Here is a 20256-nt window from a genome sequence, read left to right as displayed (position 1 = left end):
CATGAGTCAGTTGCCCATCGGGCTGGTATTTCCGGGCCAGGGAACGCAGCGGCAGGGGATGGGTGAGCAGTGGCGGGAAACTCCGTCGTGGGAGCTCACCGAGGAGATTTCCGAGGCCACCGGGGAGGACCTCGCCGAGCTGTTGCTGCACACCCCCACCGACCAGCTGCGGCGTACCGATCTGGCACAGCTCACCGTCTTCTCGGTTGCCGTGGTCGCCCATGCCGAAGCGGTACGGCGCGGAGCGCTCGGCACCACGGTCGTCGCCTGCGCGGGCCACAGCCTGGGTGAGTACGCGGCCCTCACCGCGGCGGGCGCGCTGACCGTGAGCGCGGCCGCCGCCCTGGTGGCCGCGCGCGGCCGTGCCATGAGGGACGCCGCCGAGCAGCGAGCGGGCACCATGGGGGTCCTGGTCGCCGCGCCGCTGCCCGAAGTGGACGATCTGGTGGCCGCGGTGCGGGCGTCGGGCCCGGAGGTGTGGGTCGCCAATGTGAACGCCCCCGGCCAGACCGTGGTGTCGGGCTCTCCCGAAGGGGTCGCGCTGGTCGAGGAGTACGCGCCCTCGATCGGCGGGAAGATGATCCGGCTCCAGGTGGGCGGCGCCTTCCACAGCCCCTACATGGCCCCGGCGGTCGCGCCCCTGCGCAGGGCGCTGAAGGACACCGCGTTCGCCCCCGCGCACCTGCCCGTCGTGGCCAATGTCGATGCCGAGCCGTACGGCGGCGACGGCGACTGGACCGAGCTGGGTGTCCGGCAGCTGACCTCGCCGGTGCTGTGGGAGCGGAGCGTACGGACCCTGACCGGTGTGCTCGGCTGCCGGAAACTGGTCGAACTCGGTCCGGGACGTACGCTGGCCGGCCTGATCAAGCGGATCGACCCCGAGGTCGAGGTCGTGTCACTGAACGGGCCGGACGCTCTGGAGCCCGTCCGGGACGTGGCCGTCGCTACCTGAAGGGCCGGAGTGGCGGGGCTGCCGGGGACGAGGTTCCCGGCAGCCCCGCCACCCCGCGAGGCGTTCGCGCCGCGCTTCAGTGCGAAGCGAGCGAGAGCGGCGGGCGGATCTCACCGGTGAGCAGGACCGGGGCGGCGCTCACCACGGCGGCCAGCGCACCGCGTCGCCTGTCCGCCAGATCGAGGACGTGGAACTTCTCGAAGCGGCTGCGCAGCACCGAGGTGCCGGATCCGCCCGGCATGAGCGGCAGCCCCGAGAGGTCGACCTCGCGCATCGTGTCCCTCGACGTCCGGCCGGCCTTCACCAGGGCCTCCTTGCGCACCCACTGCCGCATGAAGACACCCTGCGGGTCGGCGGACCGCCCGGACAGACACAACTCGCCCCGCGACAGGACCTGTTCGAGCACCGCGGAGTCCACCTTCCGACGGCCCAGCAACTCGACGTCGATCCCTAGGGCCGAGGGGCCGGCCGCGGCGGCGACGACACCTCGGGTGTGCGAGAGGCTGACCCGCACATCGGGGTGGTTCGGCACATACGGTCGGCCGTGACCGTGCTGTGCGCACTCGTCGCAGTACTGCGCCAGCTCGATGTCGGCCGCCTCGACGCCCAGCACCCGGCCCGCACACAGGCGGACGAGCAGATGCGCTGCGACGAAGTCCAGCCGCGAGGCCTCGTGCCGGAACCGCGCGGCCCGCCCGCGCTCGACCGGAGTCAGCAGGCCTTCCCGCGCCGCCGGATGGTTGAGCACCTCGGCGGTGGTCGACACCGTGGCGTACGCGGCGGTGGCCGGATGTACGCGAGGCCGTACCGCCTGAGCGCCGCCGACCCCGGTGAACAGGCGGCGGGCCGGCGCGCGCTGGAGCGGCTTTCCGGCGAGCGAGCGATTCGCCGAGACGAGGATCGCGTTGACCAGGTCGGCGGAGCTGTCGAGCGGCAGCTCATGGTCGACGCTGGTGCGGGGTCCGGGGTCCTCGGAGCTGCCCCGTACGCCCGATCGGGCGTTGGGCCGGGCGCTGGGTCGGGGCATGGGGTGCCTTCCGTGTCGGTGGTTACTGGCCGGGCGTTCCGCTGTACGGGCACGAGGTGGCGGTGTCGCCGGGGCTCGGGTGCTCCTGCGTCGCGGACCGGACGGCGGGGCCCGCGGGCGCTGCCCGTCGTTCGACCCGCATGCGCAGACTGCCCTTCGGACGCAGCGTGACCATGGGTTCCTTGACCGGCGAGGCCCCCGGCACGCTGCTCAGGCGGACCTGCTGCGCGAGCGTGACGAGGGAGACGTGGCCGTTGAGCAGTGCGTGGTGGTTCCCGATGCAGACCCGGTGCCCGGCGCCGAACGGCAGGTAGGAGTGCCGGGGGAGCTGGGCCTCGCGCTCGGGCGAGAACCGGTCGGGGTCGAACCGCTCCGGGTCGGTGAAGTAGTCGGCCCTGCGGTGCAGCACGTACGGGCTGAACGCCACGGCGGCGCCGGCCGGGATGAGGTGACCGAGGATCTCGATGTCGACAGTGGCCTGCCGGGTGAACATGTAGACCGGCGGATAGAGGCGCATGGCCTCCTTGAAGACCTGGAGGGCGTAGGGAAGACGCGGCAGGTCGGCCGGCGTCGGCGTCCGGCCGCCGAGGACCTCGTCCACCTCGGTGAGGAGCTTCCGGTAGATCTCCGGGTGCTCGGCGAGCAGGTGGAAGCTCCAGCTCAGCGCCGTGGCAGTGGTCTCGTGACCAGGCATGAACATGTTGAGTGCCTCGTCCCGGATCTGCTTGTCGCTGATCGGGGTGCCGTCCTCGTAGGTCGACTCCATGAGGAGGTCGAGCCAGTCGTCCGGCTTCTCGGCCGCCGCCCGTCGCTCCGCGAGCAAGGCGTAGAAGGTCCGCTCCAGACGCTCGATCGCACGCCGGTAGCGGAGGTTCGCAGGGGTGGGCCACTCGATGGTGAGCGGGATCAGCGCGCTGGCCTGGGAGTCGAACCCGTGGATGGCGTCGGTGAGCGCGTTGCCCAACTCGTCGGCTTCGCCGAGGACGTCGCGGCTGAACAGGTTCTGGCCCACGGTCCCGAGCATCACCGAGACCATCTCGCGCCGCACGTCGATCACACTGCCGTCGGTCCAGCGGGCCGAGACGATCTGTGAGACCCGCGCGGCGATGTCCGCGGAGGTCTTCACGGCCGCGGCGTGAAAACGCGGTTGGATCATCCGCCGGTTCGGTCTGTGCTGCTCGTTCGTCGCGGTCAGCAGGCCGTCGCCGAGCAGCGGCCGGGCGAAGGAGCGGAACCGGTCGGTCTTCTCGAACAGGCCGCCGTTCTTGATGAGGATCTCGTGGACCAGTTCGACCGAGTTCGCGAGGTAGACGTCCTGGCCGGCGATCGTGTAGATGCCGAAGTCCCCGCACTCCCCGAACGTGCGGGAGAACAGGGCGAGTCGGTCCTGCTTGAACTCCCACGTGTTCCCGATGAAGGCACGGCCGGAGAGCCGTGGCACGGGTGCGAGGGATGAGGTGGCGGACTGGGTCATGGGCACGCCCTTCCGTGGAGACGTCGTGATGCGTCGTGCTCCGGAGTGCGTGGTATCGAAACACCGGGGATCCCGGGGCGGCAACGACCGCACAGTTTGCTGCCAGGCTCGGCAACTTGCTGACAGGCCACGCGGTCCGGTTGCACGAGGACGCTGTCAGTTAAATGCCAGAACACCGGGGAATCCGGTCGAACCCGATGGGGCTGGCAGGTAGTTGTCGGATTGCTTGTCGAGCCGAAACCTGCGGAATAGCTTGTTGGCAACGCGGAGGACCTCGTCAACGCCTTCTCGTATCCAGCTTGTTGAGCCTCAGGGAAGAGGGATCCACTGTGACTGCCGTGACTGCGGAACGTCAGGAAACCATCAAGGAAATTGTCTGCGACATCCTTGAGATCGAGCCGGATGACGTCACCCGGGTGAGCCTTTTCAAGGAGGACCACGACGCCGACTCGTTGCGTGCGATCGAGATCCTGGCCTCCCTGGAGAAGGCGTTCAACATCGTCATCAACCAGTCCGAGCTCGGCCGGATGGTCAACCTCGAGGGTGTCTACGAGGTCGTCTCGGAATCGGCCGACTGGAAGTAGCGGAAAGTGGCGCTGCGCCCATGGATGAATGAGCCTGATGGTGGCCGCGGTGCGGCCCACCATAAATGGGGGTGAATATGCCTGACGTATCGTCGAACAGAGTTGTCATAACCGGGCTTGGTGCGGTTTCCAGCATCGGCCTGGGGGCCTCCGAGTTCCTGGCCGGACTTCGTTCCGGCCGCAGCGCCGCCAAGCCGATCACAGCGTTCGACACCAAGGGGTTCGAGCACGCGAACGGCTGCGAGATCGTCGACTTCGATCCCGGCGAGTGGATCCGCAACTTCGACATCGAGGAGCTGGGCCGGGCGAGCCAGTTCTCGGTGGCGGCATCCCGGATGGCCCTCGCCGACGCCGATCTCGACGAGGCCGACCTGGCCGCCCGGAGGTGCCTGATCTCCATCGGCACCACGGACGGCGAGTCCAGGGACCTCGACCAGCTGGTCGAGACCGAGGTCAGGGAGGGACCCGAGCGGATGGACCGGAAGGTCGCCGCCCGGGTGCCGGCCGGGCGCTTGTCCGCCACGGTGGCACGGGAGTTCAAGCTCACCCAGGTCGAGGCGGTGACGCTGCCCACCGCCTGTGCGGCGGGCAACTACGCGATCGGCTACGGATACGACGCCATCCGCACCGGAGAAGTCGAGTTCGCCCTGTGCGGCGGTGCCGACGCCATGTGCCGGAAGACGTTCACGGGCTTCTACCGGCTGGGCACCATCGCCCCGGAGGTCTGCCGGCCCTTCGACATCAACCGCCAGGGCATCCTCACCGGTGAGGGCGCCGGAGTCCTCCTGATGGAAAGCCTCGAATCGGCGCTCGCCCGCAACGCGCACATCTACGCGGAGGTGCTCGGATACGGGCTCAACTGCGACGCGTACCACCCCGTGGCTCCGAACCAGGACAGCGTGGCGCAGTGCATGCAACTGGCGCTCGACGGCGCGGGCGTGAAGCCCGAGGACGTGGACTTCATCTCCGCGCACGGCACCGGCACCAAGGCCAACGACGTCACCGAAGCACGGGCGATCCGCCAGGTGTTCGGCGACGACACCCCCCGGACCATCTCGATCAAGTCGATGCTCGGTCACAGCATGGGGGCCGCGAGCGCGCTGTCCTCCATCGCGTGCGCCCTGGCGATCACCGAGGGGTTCATCCCGCCGACGATCAACCACGTCGAGACCGACCCCGAGTGCAACGTCGACTGCGTCCCCAACGAGGCCATCGAGGCCGACCTGCGCGTGGTGCAGAACAACGGGCTCGCGTTCGGCGGCAACAACTCGGTCGTGATCTTCGGCAAGTACGAGGCGGTGCGGTCGTGACGGCCCCCCTGCTGGAGAACCCCGCGGCACAGCCCCAGGCGGTCGTCGGACTCGGCGCCGTCAACAGCGTCGGTGGCTCGGTCGACGAGGTCTTCGACTCCCTGTGCGCGGGCCGCACCGGCCGCGCGGAACTGCGCGGCTTCGACCGGAGCCGGTTCCGGGCCCAGCACGCGTACGAGATCGACGACCGGCCGGACGGCGGCGGCGACGTGACGGGCCGGGCCACCCGCTGGCTCATCAGGGCCATCGAGGAGGCGGCCCGGGACGCGGGTCTCGGGGACGACCTCGGCGAGGTGCCGATCCTGATCGGCACCGGACTGCGGGAACTGCGCTCCGCCGAGCTGGGCTGGCGGGACGGCGCCGCGTTCGACGTGTCGGAGCTGCACTTCGGGACGGCACTGCGGGAACGGTTCGGCGCCGTGCGCACCTACACCTTCTCCAACGCGTGCTCGGCCTCGCTCTACGCCCTGGCGATGGGCAGCGATCTTCTGACCGCCCAGGGCGCCGAGACCGTCATCGTCGCCGGGGTCGACACGCTCACCGAGAGCATGTACGGCCTGCTGGACCGGGTGCACATGCAGCCACCGGACCAGGTCAGGCCGTTCGACAAGGACCGCAAGGGCGTCCTGATGGGCGACGGAGCCGCCGCGATCGTGCTCCGGCGCGCCGACGGCCGGCTCGGCGACACGGTCCGCGGGCTGCTGCGCTCGGTGTACGTCAACTGCGACGGGTTCCACGTGACCGCGCCGGACGCCGAAGGAGTCGCCCAGGCGCTCCTGGGCGCCCACCGGCTCGCCGGGGTGAAGTCCGAGGACATCGACCTGGTGATGCTGCACGGTACCGGGACGCTCCTCAACGACGAGGCAGAGGCCCTCGCGATCGGCCAGGTCTTCGGCGCCCACGCCGGCAACCCGCTGATGACCGCGGTGAAGTCGATGACCGGCCACACCTCGGGCGGTTCGGGCCTCCTCGGTCTGATCGTCGCCCTGAAGTCCCTGGAGTCGGGCCGGGTGCCGCCGACCGTCGGACTGCGCGAGCCGGTCGACGAGGCCGCCGGCTTCCGCTTCGTACGAGGTGCTCATGCCGAGGCCGAGCTGCGGCTCGCCCAGGTGGACGCGTTCGGCTTCGGCGGCGTCAACGCCGTCGCCGTCGTGGAGAGGGCGGGACAGTGAGTGCGTCGGAGATTCTGGTGACCGGTGTCGGCATCGCGCTGCCCGGCGTGGACGGGCCCGCGGACCTGCTGCGGACCGGGTCGACCGCGGGTGAGCCCGAGGTGGACCCGGCGGCCCTGCTCGGCAAGCGCGGCCTGCGGTACAAGGACCGGGCCTCCCGGCTCGCCCTCTGCGCCGCGGCCGACGGATTGCGCGCGGCCGGACTGCTGACGGACGCCCTCACGGTGCCCGGCAGCACGGTCGGCGTGGCGGTGAGCTCCAACCTGGGCAATCTGGACACCGTCTGCGAGGTCGCCGACGGGATCAAGGAACTCGGCGTCGACGGCATCAGCCCGATGGGCCTGCCGAACGCCTCCAGCAACGTCGTCGCCTCGACGGTGGCGATCCGCTACGGGCTGCGCGGACCGAACCTGATGGTCTGCAACGGTGCGACCTCCGGCCTCGACGCGGTCTACTGGGCCGCCTCCTCGCTGGCCGCGGGACGCGCCGAGCGGTTCCTGGTGATCGGTGTCGAGACCGACAACCGCTACGTCCGGGGACTGCTGGGTCTGCCGACCGGGCAGCTCCTCGACGGGGCGGTCGCCCTGGTGGTGGAGCGGGCCGACGCGGCCGCCGCACGAGGGGCCGCCGGCAGCGCCGTGCTCGGCCGGTACGCCAGGGAGGGCGGGATCGACCAGTGCCTGGACCGGCTGGTCCCCGAGGGCGGCGCGGTGCCCGCAACCTGGTTCGTCCCGGAGGGGCACCGCACCGGCGACCGGCTCCCCGCGGAGGTGCCGCGCACCGACCTCAGCGAGGTCTTCGGCCGCGCCTCGGGAGCGCTGGGCGTCCTCCAGGTCGCGGCGGCCGTCAGCTGGTTCGCCGCGAGCGGGCCGGACGCCGGCGAGCGGGCCCTGGTGATGTCGGGCACCGGGCAGGACGACGCGGTGGCCGGACTCCTCCTCGCCCCGGCCGGACCCGCGGCATGAGCGCGTCGGACCTGCCGGTGACGGTGTCCCTGCGCCGGCCCGGCCGTGGCGCCTCGCCGCTGCGGGTGCTGCTGCTGCACGGTCTGGCCAGCGGAGGCAACGTCTGGGACAGCTATCTGGGCCTTTCCCGGGACCAGCCCCACGAGCTGTGGACCGCGGAACTGCCCTGGCGGGCGGAGCAGGTGCCCGGCTGGACCGGACACTCTCCGGCCCACTGGGTGGCCCAGGCGATGGCCCAGGTGCCCGGCGGCCCCGACGTGGTGGTGGCGCACTCCTTCGGATCCTGCGCGCTCCTCGCGATGCTGGACGGACAGGGTCTGGCGCCGGACGTCCGTGACGAGGACGGGACGGACGCGTTCACCCGGCACCGGCTGCGGGGCGTCGTCCTGGTGTCCCCGTTCTACCGGGCCGCTCCCGAGGAGTTCACCTGGGAGTCCGTCTCCTACTACCTCAACGGATTCGATCGCATCCTGGCCGAAGGCCTGCGGGTGCAGTCCGGCGGCCGGGTCACCGGCGAACTGCGCCAGGACATGGCACTGAAGGTGCGCGAACGGGTGGGCCCGTACGGCTGGACCGCCTTCTTCGACACCTATCTGCGCACCCCTTACCTGCGGACCGAGCGCTTCCTGGGCCCCTGCCTGGTGATCGGTGGGGAGGCGGACTTCTCGTCCTTCCCCTCCGACAGCGAGGCGCTGGGAGCGGCGCTCCCGGAGGCCACCGTCAAGATCCTGGGCGACTGCGGCCATCTGGCCATGATCGAGCAGGCAGCCGAGTTCGCCGAACTGACCAACGACTTCCTGGAGTCCGCCGCGTCCCGGCCACGGCCGGCGCCCGGACGACACCCCATCAGCCCACGAGGGAGCGGTACAGATGACTGAAGTGACCACCGAGGCCGTCAAGGCCCTTCTGGAGACCGAGAACAGCCTGCGGCTGCGGCCGCGCTACGAGGGCTCCAACATCAACACCTGGATCGGCTTCAAGCACGTCAACTACATGGTCGAGGAAGCGGTCCTGGAGCACTTCCGGGGCTCCGGCCTGGGGTCCAGGTTCCTGTTCGAGGAGCACGGCCTCGGCGTCGACGTCGTCGACCTCGACACCCGGATCCTGCACGCCTTCCACCAGGACGACGAGGCCCGGGCGCTCGTGGTCCCGCGGACCAAGGACGACCAGACCCTGCTGGGCTTCGACGTCACGCTGTACGTCGAGCGCGACGGCAAGGAGCTGAAGGCGGTCACCTCCAAGGTGAAGGTCTCGCTGCGGATCGACGGCTACCTCGAAGGGGTCGACGTGCCGGCCCCGCTGGCCCGCTTCGCCGTCGCGGCCCTCGGCGGCTTCGCCGAGGCGGGTCCCCACCACGGGACCGAGGTGACCGAGGCGGCCAACACGGCGCTGTCCGCCGGCCGCGGCACGGTGGGCGAGGACCCGGTCCTGGCGCAGCTCATCGGAGGCGACAACGCCTTCGGCTGGAAATGGCGCATCCCCTACCCGTACTGCCACTTCAACGAGCGGCTGGCGCTGTCGGGCTACCTCCGGCAGGTCGAGGAGGTCGTGGACCTCTTCCTCGCCGACCGGGGCATCTCGATCAAGACGCTGCTCGACGACCGCAAGTGGATCCCGGTCGTGCCGCGCTCGCACATCCAGTTCCTCGACGAGGCGCTCATGGAGGAGGACCTCTACACCGTCTTCACGGTGGAGGAGGTCTTCAAGGACTTCACCTACACGGCCAGGACGGACTTCTACGTGGTCCGTGACGGGCGCCTGGTGCAGACCGCCACGGGCCGGATCACCCACGGCTACGCGGTGTTCCAGAACCGCAGCGACTGGAGCCTGGTGAGCTTCGACGACCACGTGATCCGCGCCTTCAAGGGTGAGTCCGCCGCAGGCTGACCGACGGCCGCCGTGAGTCGCCCCACCTGAAACCGCATCCCGGAGAGGGACCCGATGGACGATGTGCTGATCACCGGTATGGGTGTGATCTCCCACCTGGGCAATGGAGTTGACGCATTCTGGCAGGGGCTTTCCGCGGCGAGGAGCTCGCCGTCCACGGCCGCCGACCCGTTCGCGCGGATGGACCTGCCGCTGATGTACGAGGTCCCCGATGCGGATGTGCCCGCGGGGCCCGAGCGCTACGGCGACCTGGTCCTGGGGCGCGGATCCCGGCTGGCCGTCGAGGCGGCCCGACAGGCGGTGGCCGACGCCTCACTGGCCTACGTCGCACCGGAACGGGTCGCCGTGGTCATCGGCACCGGGATGGGCGACTCGGGTCTGCACGAGGAGTGGCGGTCCGGGGACGGGCCCGCGGGCGACCACTGGTCACCGACCTTCTCCATCGCCTCGGCCGTCGGGTCCTGGTTCGGTGCCGAGGGGGCGAACTCCAGCGTCAGCAACGCCTGCGCGGCCAGCGGGTTCGGGCTCTCCATGGCCGCCGACCTGATCCGTACCGGCGAGGCCGACGTGGTCATCGCCGGCGGGGCCGAGGCCTACTCCAGGGTGGCGCTCGGCTGCTTCAACCGGCTCGGCGCGATCGACCCCGAGCGGTGCAGGCCCTTCGACCTGCACCGCAAGGGGACCCTCTTCGGCGAGGGCGCCGGAATGATGATTCTGGAGTCCGCGTCCCACGCACGGGCCCGCAAGGCTCCGCGGGTCTACGCCAAGCTGTCCGGCATCGGATGGAGCTGCGACGCCTTCCACACGACGGCGCCGGAGCCGACCGGGGGCCAGATCTCCCGTGCGATGCGTGAGGCCCTGGCGGAGGCCGGGGCCGGCAGCGACCGGATCGGCTGCGTCATTCCGCACGGCACCGGCACACAGCTGAACGACACCGTCGAGAGCCAGGTGCTGGGCGAGGTGCTGGACGGGCGCCGGGACCAGGCTCCCGTCTACAGCCTGAAGGCCCTGCTGGGACACACCGGCGGAGCCGCCGCAGCGCTGGCGGCGGTGGCGGCGGCACAGATCCTGCACCGCGGGACCGTCCCGCCGAACATCGCGCCGGACGAGCAGGACCCCGCCTGCAAGATCTATCTGCCCACCGAAGCGGCACCGCTGGAAGGCGAGTTCGTGCTCGTCAACGCCTATGCCTTCGGTGGCAACAACGTGTCACTCGTCCTCGAGGAGGCGGCCGTATGAGCACGTCGAGTCCCCCGCCGTCCACGGGCGAAGACCTGGTGATCTCGGGCATCGGAGTCGTCACCCCCTGGGCGGACACCCCGGTCGCCGCGGCGGCCGCGACCGGCCGCCCGTCCGAACCGGGCGACTGGTTCGACCACCGGGAGAGGCTCGGCCGGCGCGGCTACAAGTACCTCCCCACCGCGACCCAGTACTTCCTGGCAGCGGCCAAGCACGCACTCGCGGACGCCGGGGAGACGCGCCCCGAGTCCGATCCGGAGGACGAGCAGCGGCGCGGTGCGATGGTCGGCACCAACAGCGCGGCCGTGGCCCTGCACGAGTCGATGGACCACACCGTGATGGCCGAGGGCGCGAACGCGCTCAGCCCGGCCACCGCACCGTACTTCTCGATCAACCTGTTCGGCAGCCGGCTGGCCACCGAGCACGTCTTCCGCGCCTTCAACCTCACGCTGACCTCACCGCGGGTGGCAGGTCTGGAGGCGCTGGAGACCGGGGCCAGGTCCATCGCGGCGGGGCGGGCGTCCTGGCTGCTGGCCGGCGCCACCGAGGAGGCGCTGCCCGCCGGGCACCCGGGGGCCGACGTCTCCGAGCGGGGTGCGGTCGCCCTGGTGATGGAGCCCGTCGCGAAGGTACGGGAACGGGGCACGGCCGGCTACGGCCGCTGCCGGGTCCGCAGCTTCTTCCTGCCGCCCGAGGTCGCCGCCTCGCCCGAGGGCCCCGACCGGGTACGGGAACGGATCGCCGCCGTGCTCGCCGGTCAGGGCATGGGCCCGGGCCAGGAGCACCGGGTGATCGCCGTACTCGACGACTCGCCGGTCTCGGCCGCGGTGGCGGTCGCCGTCGGACCACGAGCGGACCTGGTCACCGCCGGGGCGGGGGCGCTGGAGCCGCTGTTGCAGGTCGCCGGGGCACTGGCCGAGCTGTCCGGTCCGGTCGTGGTCGTCACGGCGGCCCGCGAGGGCAATCTGGCCGTCGCCCTGCTCACCCCGCCGGACGACGTGGTCTGACCCGCCCGCCACGACCGGGCCGTCGCTCGACGGCCTGCCCCACCACGTGAAGGAAGAGAAGAGAGTCATGACGAAGTCACTTGAGGGCACAGCGTCGCTCGAGGGCACCTGGAACCTGGTCCTCGGAGCCTCCAGCGGGATCGGGCTGGCCACCGCCAGGGCGCTGGCCCTGGAAGGAGGCAATGTCCTGGGCGTGCACTTCGACACGGCGGAGGGCCGGGAGAAGGCCGAGGCGTCCGCCGAGGAGCTGCGTTCGGCCGGAGTGGCGGTGCACTTCTTCAACCTGAATGCCGCAAGCGCCACCACGCGATCCGAACTGGTCCCGCAATTCGCTGAGTTGACCGGCGGGCGCCCCCTGAAGGTCCTGTTGCACTCCCTGGCCTTCGGTAGTCTGCTGCCGTATCTGGCGGACGAGCCCGGCCAGGCGCTGACGAGCCGTCAGATCGACATGACACTCAACGTGATGGCGCACTCCCTGGTGTACTGGTCGCAGGATCTGCACCGGGCCGGCCTGCTCGGCGAGGGCTCCAAGATCTACGCGATGACGAGTGCCGGCGACCAGAAGGTGACCGCCAACTACGGTGCCGTGTCCGCCGCCAAGTGCGCCCTGGAGTCGCACGTCCGCCAGCTGGCCCTCGAACTGGCGCCCAGCAGGGTGGCGGTCAACTCGCTGCGGGCCGGGGTGACCATGACGCCCTCGCTGGAGCGGATCCCCGGGCACGAGAAGCTGGTCGCGCTCGCGGCCGGCAACAACCCGCACCAGCGGCTCACCCGGCCCGAGGACGTCGCCGAAGCGGTCGTCCTGCTGTCGCGGGGCAACTCCTCCTGGATCACCGGAAACATCATCGGCGTCGACGGCGGAGAGGCGCTGACCACCTGATGCCGCTCCCCGACCCCACGCACCCACCGCGGGAAGAACCGGCCCGCGGACGGCGCTCCCTGCCCCTGTCCGGCGTGCTGCCCGCTGTCGTGCTGGCGGCCAGGCACGCGTACGAGCTCTACCACCCGCCGCGGTCGAAGCCCGGCCGCAGCCCGCGGAACAAGAACCTGCCGATGCGCGAGTTCACCCTCGTCACCAGCCGGGACCGGATAACGCTGCGCGGCTGGGTGGTGCCCGGGGAAGGGGCGCACACCGTGGTGCTCTGCCACGGAATGGGCCGGACCAAGTCCAGCACCCTCGGGCACATCGAGATGCTGCACCGGGCCGGCTGGAACGTCCTCGCGTTCGACATGCGCAATCACGGCGAGAGCGGCCGGGACAAGCGGTACGGGAGCATGGCCGAGCGCTACACCGGAGACCTCGCGGACGTCCTGCGGTGGGTGCGCGCGGACCCCGGACTCGGCGGCGGCGAGATCGCGGTGTACGGGTTCTCGTTCTCCACCTGGGTGTCCCTCAGCGTGCTGAAGCGGCTCGACGACCGCCTGGCCGCGGTGATCTGCGACAGCGGCCCCGCGTTCGACATCAAGTCGGCGCTGCGGGAATTCGCGGCCCTGCGCAGGTCGGCGCTGCCCCGGTCGGTGCGCGGGGGAGCGGGCTTCGCGGTCTACCGCGCCTGCTTCGGCGCGTTCTGCGAGCACATGCTGGCCGTGCGCGAGTGGCCGCCCGACCTCAGCCGGTTCAGGACCCGGCTGATGTTCATCGCCGGCGGACAGGACTTCGTCGTACCCGAGTCCCAGATCGCGCCGGCCGCCCACCACTACCCGGACTCCGAGCGCTGGACGGCGCCCAACGCCCTGCACATGAACGCGCTGCGGTTCGACCGGGAGGAGTACCGGGAACGCGTGCTCGCCTTCCTGACCCGCAGCTTCGACGGCGCGGGGCCGGCGGACCCGGAAGGACCACAGGACAAGAAGGTCGACATCCATGGATGAATATCTGCTGATCGAGTCCCAGGGGCCGTGGGGAGGCCCGGGCGCCGACCGGTTCGTGGCCGACGCGACGAGGCTCCGCAGAGCCGGCCACCAGGTCTCGGTGTTCCTCATCGAGAACGGCACGTCGGCGGCGTTCACCGGTGCGGACGAAGCCCTGCGCGAACTGCTGGAACTCGGCGGGCAGGTGTGGGTGGACGCCTTCTCCACGACCCACAGGTCGTTCGGACCGGACCGGCTGCTGCCGGGAGCGAGGCTGGTGGAGATGGACGAGGTGGCCGGAAAGCTGCTCGAACCCGGTGTACGAGGGGTGTGGCACTGACATGGCTCAGCAACTTCCGCGCGGAGACGTGCTCCTGGCGGTCATGGGGCCTCCGCACATCAGCGACATGGTCACCAGCGCCGTCCGGCTCGCCCAGGCGCTGCTGGAGCGGGGCGCCACCGTCCACATCTGGACCTGCGGCCACGCGACGGGGCTGACCAGCGCGGCCCTGGGCGAGACCAAGCCGCGCAACGTGGTGAACTGGTCGTACGAATACCCCTCCAGCGCGGCCCTGGCCACGGAACTGCTGGACACCTTCCCCGACCGGCTGACCTGGTACTCCTGCCGCTTCTGCACGGAGGAACGCGGCTCCGCGCCGCACATCCCGAGGATCAGGCAGCGCCCGCCCTTCAAATTCACCGAACACCTCGACGCGGTGGACACCGCGCTGTTCCTGGGGGTGTGCTGATGAGCGAGGACGGCCGAAGGCGGCTCCTGATCATCGAGCGGGCCTACCGCGGCGCACTGGAGACCCAGTTCGCGGACGTGCTCTACCTCGCCCGCGAGCTGAACCGGCAGCAGGGCGGCACCGACATCCTGCTGCGCGGGCTCGCCGTCACCTACGCGGCGGCCGGCTCCCGGCCGGCTCCGGTCATGCTGGCCGGCAGCCGGAAGATCGACACCCTGCCCGACCCGCGGGAGTCCGTGCGCACCCTGATCGAGGAGGGTGCGGTGATCTGGGCCGAGGAAGACGACCTCGCCCTGTTCGAGACGGGAGCGGACTGGCTGCTGCCCGCAGTGCGAAGGGGCGGCCCGGCGGACCCGTTGCCGGACTGGTCCGCCTACCGAGGCGTCTATTTCCTGTGACCGGTTCCCCCGAGGCCGGTCCTCCTGAAGCCGGTTCGCCCGAAGTCAGTGTTCTCGAAGTCAGTGAAGGAGCACGTCCCATGGAAGTTTCCCCTGCCGTACGCGGCCCACTCATCTCCGCCTGGTCGGTTGTCTCCCCCTTCGGCATGGACGTTTCCGCGTTCGGGAACGGACTGCGTTCGGGCACCGCGGCCGCCACCGCGCTCGACCCCGAGGAATGGAAGGTGCCGTTCGAGAACGCCTGCCTGGTGAAGGGGTTCAGCAACCGCGAGGTACTGGGCCGCAAGGGGACCCGGTCCATGGACCGGGTGACCGGTCTGGCCGTGGCCGCCGTCGGGCGGCTGCTCCAGGACGCCGACGGTGAGCGCATCTCCGGCGTGGGCCAGGACGCGGCTCTGGTGCTGGGAACCAGCACCGGCAGCGCGCAGAGCATCATGGACTTCACCCGGGACTCGCTGACCCAGGAGAAGCCCTTCTTCGTGGACCCGATGCGCTTTCCCAACACGGTGATGAACTGTGCCGCCGGCCAGTCGGCGATCTGGCACCAGCTCAAGGGCCCCAACACGACCATCGCGGGCGGCCGTGCCTCCGGACTCCTGGCCCTCAACTACGCACTGCGCCTGAAGAAGTCCGGCCACGCCCGTACCGTCCTGTTCGGCGCGGTCGAGGAGTTCTCGTCGGCCAGGGCCTGGCTGGAGTGGCACACCCGGGGCCAGGACGAGAGCGATGCCGTTCTCGGCGAGGGCGCCGCCGTTCTGCTGCTGGAGTCGGGCGAGGTCGCCGAGGAGCACGGCCGGGACGGCCTGGCCGAGGTGCTCGGCCTGGAGTGCGGTGTCTACCACGAAGCCGGCACCGAAGCCACCGTGCTCGCCGACTGCGTCCGGCGCGTCCTGGAGAGGACCGGCGTCCGGCCCGACGACGTGCGCTACCTCTCCCACTCGCAGGCCGCCGGCGCACGGGGGGCCGCCGAGCAGGACGCCCTGGCCGACGTGCTCGGAAACCATCAGCCCGAACCGGTGCGCTGCGCCGACCTGATCGGCGACACCCACGCGGCTGCCGCGGCCTTCCAGATCGCCGCGGTGCTGGTGGCGGCCGAAGGGCGCGAGGACGCCAAGGGGCAGATCGCGCTGATCACCTCCGTGGACCGCGACGGTGTCGTCGGCTGCGCCGTCCTCCGCCTGTGCTGACCGGGCACCCCCCGATCGGCCGAGGACCCGAGAACCAAGACCCGAAACCCACGATTCACGTAGAGAGAAGAGAATGAACATGTCGAACAACACGACAGCCGTCCTGGACAAGGAAGACCTGCGGAGCACCGTCGCCGACGTCCTCGACGTGAACGAGTCCGAGCTGACCGACGAGGCCTCCTTCGTCGGAGACCTCGGCGTCGACTCGCTGATGGCCCTCGAAGTGATGGTGGTCCTCGAGAAGAAGTACAGCGTCAAGCTCGGTGAGTCCGAGCTGAAGGAGGTCACCTGCCTCCAGAAGGCGTACGACCTGCTCACCGCGAAGCTTCAGGAGTCCTGAATGCCGCCCCGTCAGGCCACCCCGGTCCAGGGCACGGCCGAGATCGTGGAGCGCGGCCCGGACCGGGGCGCCACCCGGGTGACCGTCGACGCGGGGGAGCAGGTCTTCCCCGGCCACTACCCGGGGTTCCCGATCTTCCCCGGAGTCTGCGTCGTGGAGCACATCCACCTCAGCGCCCTGGCCACCGCGCCGGAACCGGGCCTCCGGATGGAGGCGATCGAGTCGACGCGCTTCCTGAGCCCGGTGTTTCCCGGTGACCGGCTGGCGATCAACCTCACCTGGGAGCGCAAGGGCGAGAAGTGGCGCTGCAAGGCCGTGGCCGCGACCGCGCGGGGGGATTCCGCGAAGGTGCGGATCCGATTCTCGGAAGGGCACGATCAGTGATCGACATCAGCGGGATCAAGCGGGTGCTGCCCCATCGCTACCCGATGCTGCTCGTGGACCGGGTGGACGAGCTGGTGCCGGGGGAGAGCCTGACCGCCCGCAAGGCGGTCACCGCCAACGAACCCTGGTACCAGGACCTCCCGGCCGACGCCACCGAGGAGCAGCACAGCTACCCGTCGGTCCTGCTCATCGAGTCCTGGTGCCAGGCCGCGGGCGTGCTGGCCGCCTGGAAGAACCCCAACCCCGATGTGCTCGCCGGGCAGGTGATGCTCTTCGGAAGCATCTCGGACGTGGTGTTCCATCGCCCGGTCCTGCCCGGCGACGTGCTGGAGCACCGTGTCCGGCTCTTCCGGGAGCTCAGCGACACCGTGATCTTCGAGGGCGAAGCACTGGTGGACGGCGAGACGGTGCTGGAGGTCGGCCGCGTGGTGATGGCCATGCGCCCGGCTTCCGAACTCCTCGAGGCGGCGCACCACCCCGAGGGCCCCGCCGGCACCGCATGAGGGCCGGGAACCGAGTGAGAGCCGCAACCGAGTGATGGAGAGTCGAATGAGCGCGAACATCGGCAAGGTGGCCCTGGTCACCGGCGGGTCCCGGGGAATCGGCCGGGCCACGGTCCTGCGCCTCGCGCGGGACGGCCACGACGTGGCGTTCTGCTACCGGTCCCGGCCGGACGCGGCGCAGGAGCTGGAGAAGGAGGTCTCCGAGCTCGGCGTGCGGGTGTACAGCCGGCAGGCCGACGTCTCCGTGGCCGATTCCGTACGGGAACTCGTCGCCGCCACGGAGGACCGGCTCGGCCCGGTCGACATCGCGGTGACCTCGGCCGGCATCGTCCGCGACCAGCCGCTGCTGCTGATGAAGGACGAGGACTGGAACGACGTACTCGGCACCAACCTGGACGGCACCTACCACCTGTGCCGCTCGGTGGTCTTCGAGATGATGAAGCGCAAGTCCGGCTGCATCGTGAACATCTCGTCGGTGGCGGGCGTCTACGGCAACCCGACGCAGAGCAACTACTCCGCCTCCAAGGCCGGAATCATCGGGTTCACCAAGGCCCTGGCCAAGGAGGTCGGCCAGTACGGGATCCGCGCCAACGCGGTGGCACCCGGCTTCATCGAGACCGACATGACAGCGGCGCTCTCCGACAAGGTCAGGGAGCAGGCGGTGAGGAACATTCCGCTCCGCCGTCTGGGCCGGCCCGAGGAAGTGGCCGACATGGTGTCGTTCCTGGTCTCAGCCGAGTACGTGACGGGCGCGGTGTTCCAGGTCGACGGAGGCATCGTTGTCTGAGGCCGGGAGCGGGGACAAGGAAGTACGGGCCGCGAGGACGCGCACTCCCGCGCCCCCGCGGTTCTACTTCTCGCTGCGCAGCCCGTACTCCTGGCTCGCCTACCGCGACCTCGGGGAGCGGCACGCCGCGTTCGCGGACCGTCTGGAGTGGCGGCCGTTCTTCGAGCCGGACGAGCGGAGCGCGAAGGCCCTGGCGGAGGCGGGCGGCAGCTTCTCGTACGTCGCCATGTCGCGCGAGAAGCACCTGTACATCCTCCAGGACATACGGCGGTTGACCAGGGAGCGGGGTCTGGAGATCACCTGGCCGATCGACCGCGACCCGTGCTGGGAGGTGCCGCACCTGGCCTATCTGGCGGCTCTCGACGAGGGGCGGGGGGCGGGGTTCATCGACCTCGCCCACCGGGCCCGTTGGGAAGAGGGGCGCGACATCTGCGACCGGGCGGTGATGGGCGAGCTGGCCGAGGAGCTGGGTCTTGGGCCCGACCGGCTGGCCCTGGCCGCGGACGACCCGCTGCTGCGTGCCCGGGGCGTGGAAGCGCTCCTCGCGATGGACCGGGACGGGGTCTTCGGCGTTCCGTTCTTCGTGAACCGCCGCGACAAGTACTGGGGCATCGACCGGCTGGACGCCTTCGTCGCGGCGGTGAACGACGCGCCGGACCGGAAGCCGGCGCCAACTGCGCCACCCCAGGCGTCGGTTGTGCCCGACGGGGTGATGGGGGGTGATGGTGGACATGCGGGTGGCTGCGGCTGAACCGGGTGCTAGGGCGTGAATCTGTACTATCGAGGACGGCGGCACCCGTCGTCCGGATCTTGGGGGACATCTGATGGGGCGCAAGAATGCGGGCGATGACGTGGCGGCCTCCGGGCCTCGCCGGCCGTCAGCGCTGACCCGGGCACTCGCCGTGCTCGCGCTACCGGTGGCACCGCTGTACGCCACCTTCCTCTCCTACCTCGTCTACCACCCGCCCCGTCGGCCCCACCATCGCAAGCCGGAGGAATTCGGCCTGTCCAGCACGGAGTTGACGATCCCGCTGGACGACGGGAAGGCAGGCAAGGGGCGGAGCCTGCACATCTGGCTCTGCCCCGGGAGCAAGGACCGGGTGGTGGTGATCGGGCACGGGATCGGGCTGAGCAAGTCGGCGAGCCTGGCCCAGGCCCGGTTCCTGCACGAGGCCGGGTACACCGTGGCGATGTTCGACCACCGCAACCACGGCTTGAGCAGTACCGACCGGGCCTTCTGGGGGCTGAGCGGCCGGCACACCGATGACGTGGAACGCGTGGTGAACCACCTTCGCGAGAAGGGCGGTTACGGCGCGGCACGGTTCGCGGTCTTCGGCTTCTCCTTCTCGACCTTCCCGTCCTTCTACCTGCTGCGGCGACCGGACTGCGGGATCGAAGCCATCGTCTGCGACAGCGGCCCCGCACTCGAACTGCCTCCGCTGTTCCGCAACTTCATCATGGCGAAGGGGGTGCCGGTCCCGGCCCCGCTGCGGACGGCTCCCTCCCTGGGGCTGTTGAGCCGGGTGTTCGGCTCCGTCGGCACCGCGATGCTCCAAGCCCAGTGGCCGCCGCCGGCGGACGGCGCGTACATGAGGACGCCGGTGCTCATGATGGTGGGCGACAGCGACCGGATCATCCCGGTCGACAGCGTGCGCGCGCTCGCCGCCCGCTACCCGAAGGCCGAGGTGCACGTGCTGCCGGAAACGGACCACCTCCAGGGGATGAAGTCCTGTCCCGAGGAGTACCAGGAGACCGTACTGGACTTCCTCAAGCGGGCGTTCGGATGAGCGCCGTGCTGCCTGACCCGCGAGCCTGGGGCACCCGCCCCGAGGAGCTGACGGCCGCCTACCCCTGCGACGGGCTGCTCTCCGGTCCGGTCGAGGAGTGGTTCCGGGCGGTGACCGTACGGGCCGACCGGGCGACGGTCTTCCGTTGGCTGTGCCAGCTGAAGATCGCCCCCTACAGCTACGACCTGCTCGACAATTTCGGCCGCCGAAGCCCCCGGGCACTGACTCCGGGAGCGGACGCGCTGGAGATCGGGCAGCGGGTCATGACCATTTTCGAGCTCACCGGTTTCGAGCGGGACCGCCATCTCACGATGGTGCTGGACACCCCCTGGGCGCGCCGGGCGTTCGGCGGCTTCGCACTGAGCTACACCGTGGAGGACGAGGGCCAGGACGCCACCCGGCTGGTGGTCAAGCTGTTGGTGCGAACCGGCAGCGGCCCGATCAAAGCGCTCCGTGGCCGCGGGATGGCCTGGGGCGACCTCATGATGATGCGGTGCCAGTTGAAGACGCTCCGCGAGCTGGCGGAGACGGTCGGCCGATAGCGGGGTCCCGCTTCCTCGGCCGCCCCTCGTCCGAACGTATCTGGCAGCTAACTGCCAAGCATTTTGACTTCGTTGACTCTCCGACGACGACGCCCGGACGATCGGTCGTAT

Annotated in this window: 24 protein-coding genes; 22 read left to right on the top strand and 2 right to left on the bottom strand. The window is 70.4% G+C overall.

What is annotated here, in order from left to right; translation table 11 throughout:
* Position 1 precedes the first annotated feature (1 nt).
* Positions 2 to 952, top strand: a complete 951-nt coding sequence (locus N7925_RS04480) for an ACP S-malonyltransferase (RefSeq protein ID WP_274343106.1) — start codon at positions 2 to 4, stop codon at positions 950 to 952.
* A gap of 76 nt (positions 953 to 1028) precedes the next feature.
* Here the strand turns inward: N7925_RS04480 and N7925_RS04475 are convergent, their stop codons facing one another.
* The gene (locus tag N7925_RS04475; protein WP_265598188.1) at positions 1029 to 1979 is read right to left on the bottom strand and encodes a 4'-phosphopantetheinyl transferase family protein; all 951 of its coding nucleotides are present in this window, start codon (positions 1977 to 1979) and stop codon (positions 1029 to 1031) included.
* Between the two features lie 22 nt (positions 1980 to 2001).
* Positions 2002 to 3453, bottom strand: a complete 1452-nt coding sequence (locus tag N7925_RS04470) for a cytochrome P450 (RefSeq protein WP_274343105.1) — start codon at positions 3451 to 3453, stop codon at positions 2002 to 2004.
* Positions 3454 to 3782: 329 nt separating this feature from the next.
* On the opposite strand from N7925_RS04470, the gene N7925_RS04465 reads away from it, so the two are divergent.
* The 21 genes from N7925_RS04465 (at position 3783) to N7925_RS04365 (ending at position 20145) form a co-directional block, all read left to right on the top strand.
* A complete protein-coding gene (locus tag N7925_RS04465; RefSeq protein ID WP_265598186.1) occupies positions 3783 to 4037 on the top strand; it encodes an acyl carrier protein in 255 nt (84 codons plus the stop codon).
* Between the two features lie 77 nt (positions 4038 to 4114).
* Positions 4115 to 5347: a beta-ketoacyl-[acyl-carrier-protein] synthase family protein gene (locus tag N7925_RS04460; protein WP_030590830.1), complete on the top strand. Its 1233-nt coding sequence runs from the start codon at positions 4115 to 4117 to the stop codon at positions 5345 to 5347.
* Positions 5344 to 6519, top strand: coding sequence for a beta-ketoacyl synthase N-terminal-like domain-containing protein (locus N7925_RS04455; RefSeq protein ID WP_274343104.1), 1176 nt, complete (start codon positions 5344 to 5346; stop codon positions 6517 to 6519). Before N7925_RS04460 ends, N7925_RS04455 begins: the two co-directional genes overlap by 4 nt.
* Positions 6516 to 7484, top strand: coding sequence for a beta-ketoacyl synthase N-terminal-like domain-containing protein (locus N7925_RS04450; RefSeq protein ID WP_274343103.1), 969 nt, complete (start codon positions 6516 to 6518; stop codon positions 7482 to 7484). The genes N7925_RS04455 and N7925_RS04450 overlap by 4 nt, the downstream gene beginning before the upstream one ends.
* A complete protein-coding gene (locus N7925_RS04445) occupies positions 7481 to 8362 on the top strand; it encodes an alpha/beta fold hydrolase (RefSeq protein WP_274343102.1) in 882 nt (293 codons plus the stop codon). The genes N7925_RS04450 and N7925_RS04445 overlap by 4 nt, the downstream gene beginning before the upstream one ends.
* A complete protein-coding gene (locus N7925_RS04440; protein ID WP_274343101.1) occupies positions 8355 to 9371 on the top strand; it encodes a thioesterase family protein in 1017 nt (338 codons plus the stop codon). The genes N7925_RS04445 and N7925_RS04440 overlap by 8 nt, the downstream gene beginning before the upstream one ends.
* Positions 9372 to 9425: 54 nt before the next feature.
* Positions 9426 to 10610 (top strand): beta-ketoacyl-[acyl-carrier-protein] synthase family protein, encoded by a 1185-nt coding sequence (locus tag N7925_RS04435; protein ID WP_265598181.1) that lies wholly within the window; start codon positions 9426 to 9428, stop codon positions 10608 to 10610.
* On the top strand, positions 10607 to 11617 hold the full coding sequence (locus tag N7925_RS04430) for a beta-ketoacyl synthase N-terminal-like domain-containing protein (protein ID WP_274343100.1): 1011 nt from the start codon (positions 10607 to 10609) through the stop codon (positions 11615 to 11617). The genes N7925_RS04435 and N7925_RS04430 overlap by 4 nt, the downstream gene beginning before the upstream one ends.
* Before the next feature lie 67 nt (positions 11618 to 11684).
* Positions 11685 to 12497, top strand: a complete 813-nt coding sequence (locus N7925_RS04425) for an SDR family oxidoreductase (protein WP_265598179.1) — start codon at positions 11685 to 11687, stop codon at positions 12495 to 12497.
* Positions 12497 to 13489: an alpha/beta hydrolase gene (locus tag N7925_RS04420; protein WP_265598178.1), complete on the top strand. Its 993-nt coding sequence runs from the start codon at positions 12497 to 12499 to the stop codon at positions 13487 to 13489. The genes N7925_RS04425 and N7925_RS04420 overlap by 1 nt, the downstream gene beginning before the upstream one ends.
* Complete coding sequence (locus tag N7925_RS04415; protein ID WP_265598177.1) at positions 13482 to 13808, top strand: DsrE family protein; 327 nt, start codon at positions 13482 to 13484, stop codon at positions 13806 to 13808. Before N7925_RS04420 ends, N7925_RS04415 begins: the two co-directional genes overlap by 8 nt.
* A 1-nt stretch (position 13809) precedes the next feature.
* The gene (locus N7925_RS04410) at positions 13810 to 14217 is read left to right on the top strand and encodes a hypothetical protein (protein WP_265598176.1); all 408 of its coding nucleotides are present in this window, start codon (positions 13810 to 13812) and stop codon (positions 14215 to 14217) included.
* Positions 14217 to 14615 (top strand): hypothetical protein, encoded by a 399-nt coding sequence (locus tag N7925_RS04405; protein WP_265598175.1) that lies wholly within the window; start codon positions 14217 to 14219, stop codon positions 14613 to 14615. The genes N7925_RS04410 and N7925_RS04405 overlap by 1 nt, the downstream gene beginning before the upstream one ends.
* 80 nt (positions 14616 to 14695) lie before the next feature.
* Positions 14696 to 15802 carry a beta-ketoacyl synthase N-terminal-like domain-containing protein gene (locus tag N7925_RS04400; protein ID WP_274343099.1) on the top strand — a complete coding sequence of 369 codons (1107 nt, stop codon included), beginning with the start codon at positions 14696 to 14698 and terminating at the stop codon, positions 15800 to 15802.
* Between the two features lie 79 nt (positions 15803 to 15881).
* Entirely contained in the window at positions 15882 to 16142 is a 261-nt protein-coding gene (locus N7925_RS04395) for an acyl carrier protein (protein WP_274343098.1), read from the top strand.
* Complete coding sequence (locus tag N7925_RS04390; protein WP_265598172.1) at positions 16143 to 16526, top strand: 3-hydroxyacyl-ACP dehydratase FabZ family protein; 384 nt, start codon at positions 16143 to 16145, stop codon at positions 16524 to 16526. It abuts the gene before it with no gap.
* Entirely contained in the window at positions 16523 to 17029 is a 507-nt protein-coding gene (locus N7925_RS04385) for a 3-hydroxyacyl-ACP dehydratase FabZ family protein (RefSeq protein WP_265598171.1), read from the top strand. Before N7925_RS04390 ends, N7925_RS04385 begins: the two co-directional genes overlap by 4 nt.
* A 46-nt stretch (positions 17030 to 17075) precedes the next feature.
* Positions 17076 to 17816 (top strand): 3-oxoacyl-[acyl-carrier-protein] reductase, encoded by a 741-nt coding sequence (gene fabG, locus N7925_RS04380; protein WP_274343097.1) that lies wholly within the window; start codon positions 17076 to 17078, stop codon positions 17814 to 17816.
* On the top strand, positions 17809 to 18567 hold the full coding sequence (locus N7925_RS04375) for a 2-hydroxychromene-2-carboxylate isomerase (RefSeq protein ID WP_274343096.1): 759 nt from the start codon (positions 17809 to 17811) through the stop codon (positions 18565 to 18567). Before fabG ends, N7925_RS04375 begins: the two co-directional genes overlap by 8 nt.
* Positions 18568 to 18640: 73 nt before the next feature.
* Positions 18641 to 19603: an alpha/beta hydrolase gene (locus tag N7925_RS04370; protein ID WP_274343095.1), complete on the top strand. Its 963-nt coding sequence runs from the start codon at positions 18641 to 18643 to the stop codon at positions 19601 to 19603.
* A complete protein-coding gene (locus N7925_RS04365) occupies positions 19600 to 20145 on the top strand; it encodes a hypothetical protein (protein WP_274343094.1) in 546 nt (181 codons plus the stop codon). Before N7925_RS04370 ends, N7925_RS04365 begins: the two co-directional genes overlap by 4 nt.
* Positions 20146 to 20256: the final 111 nt, after the last annotated feature.

This window comes from Streptomyces sp. CA-278952 (assembly GCF_028747205.1).
Lineage (GTDB): Bacteria > Actinomycetota > Actinomycetes > Streptomycetales > Streptomycetaceae > Streptomyces.
Note: the sequence above shows the minus strand (reverse complement) of the source record. Positions and strands in the feature narration are given on the sequence as shown.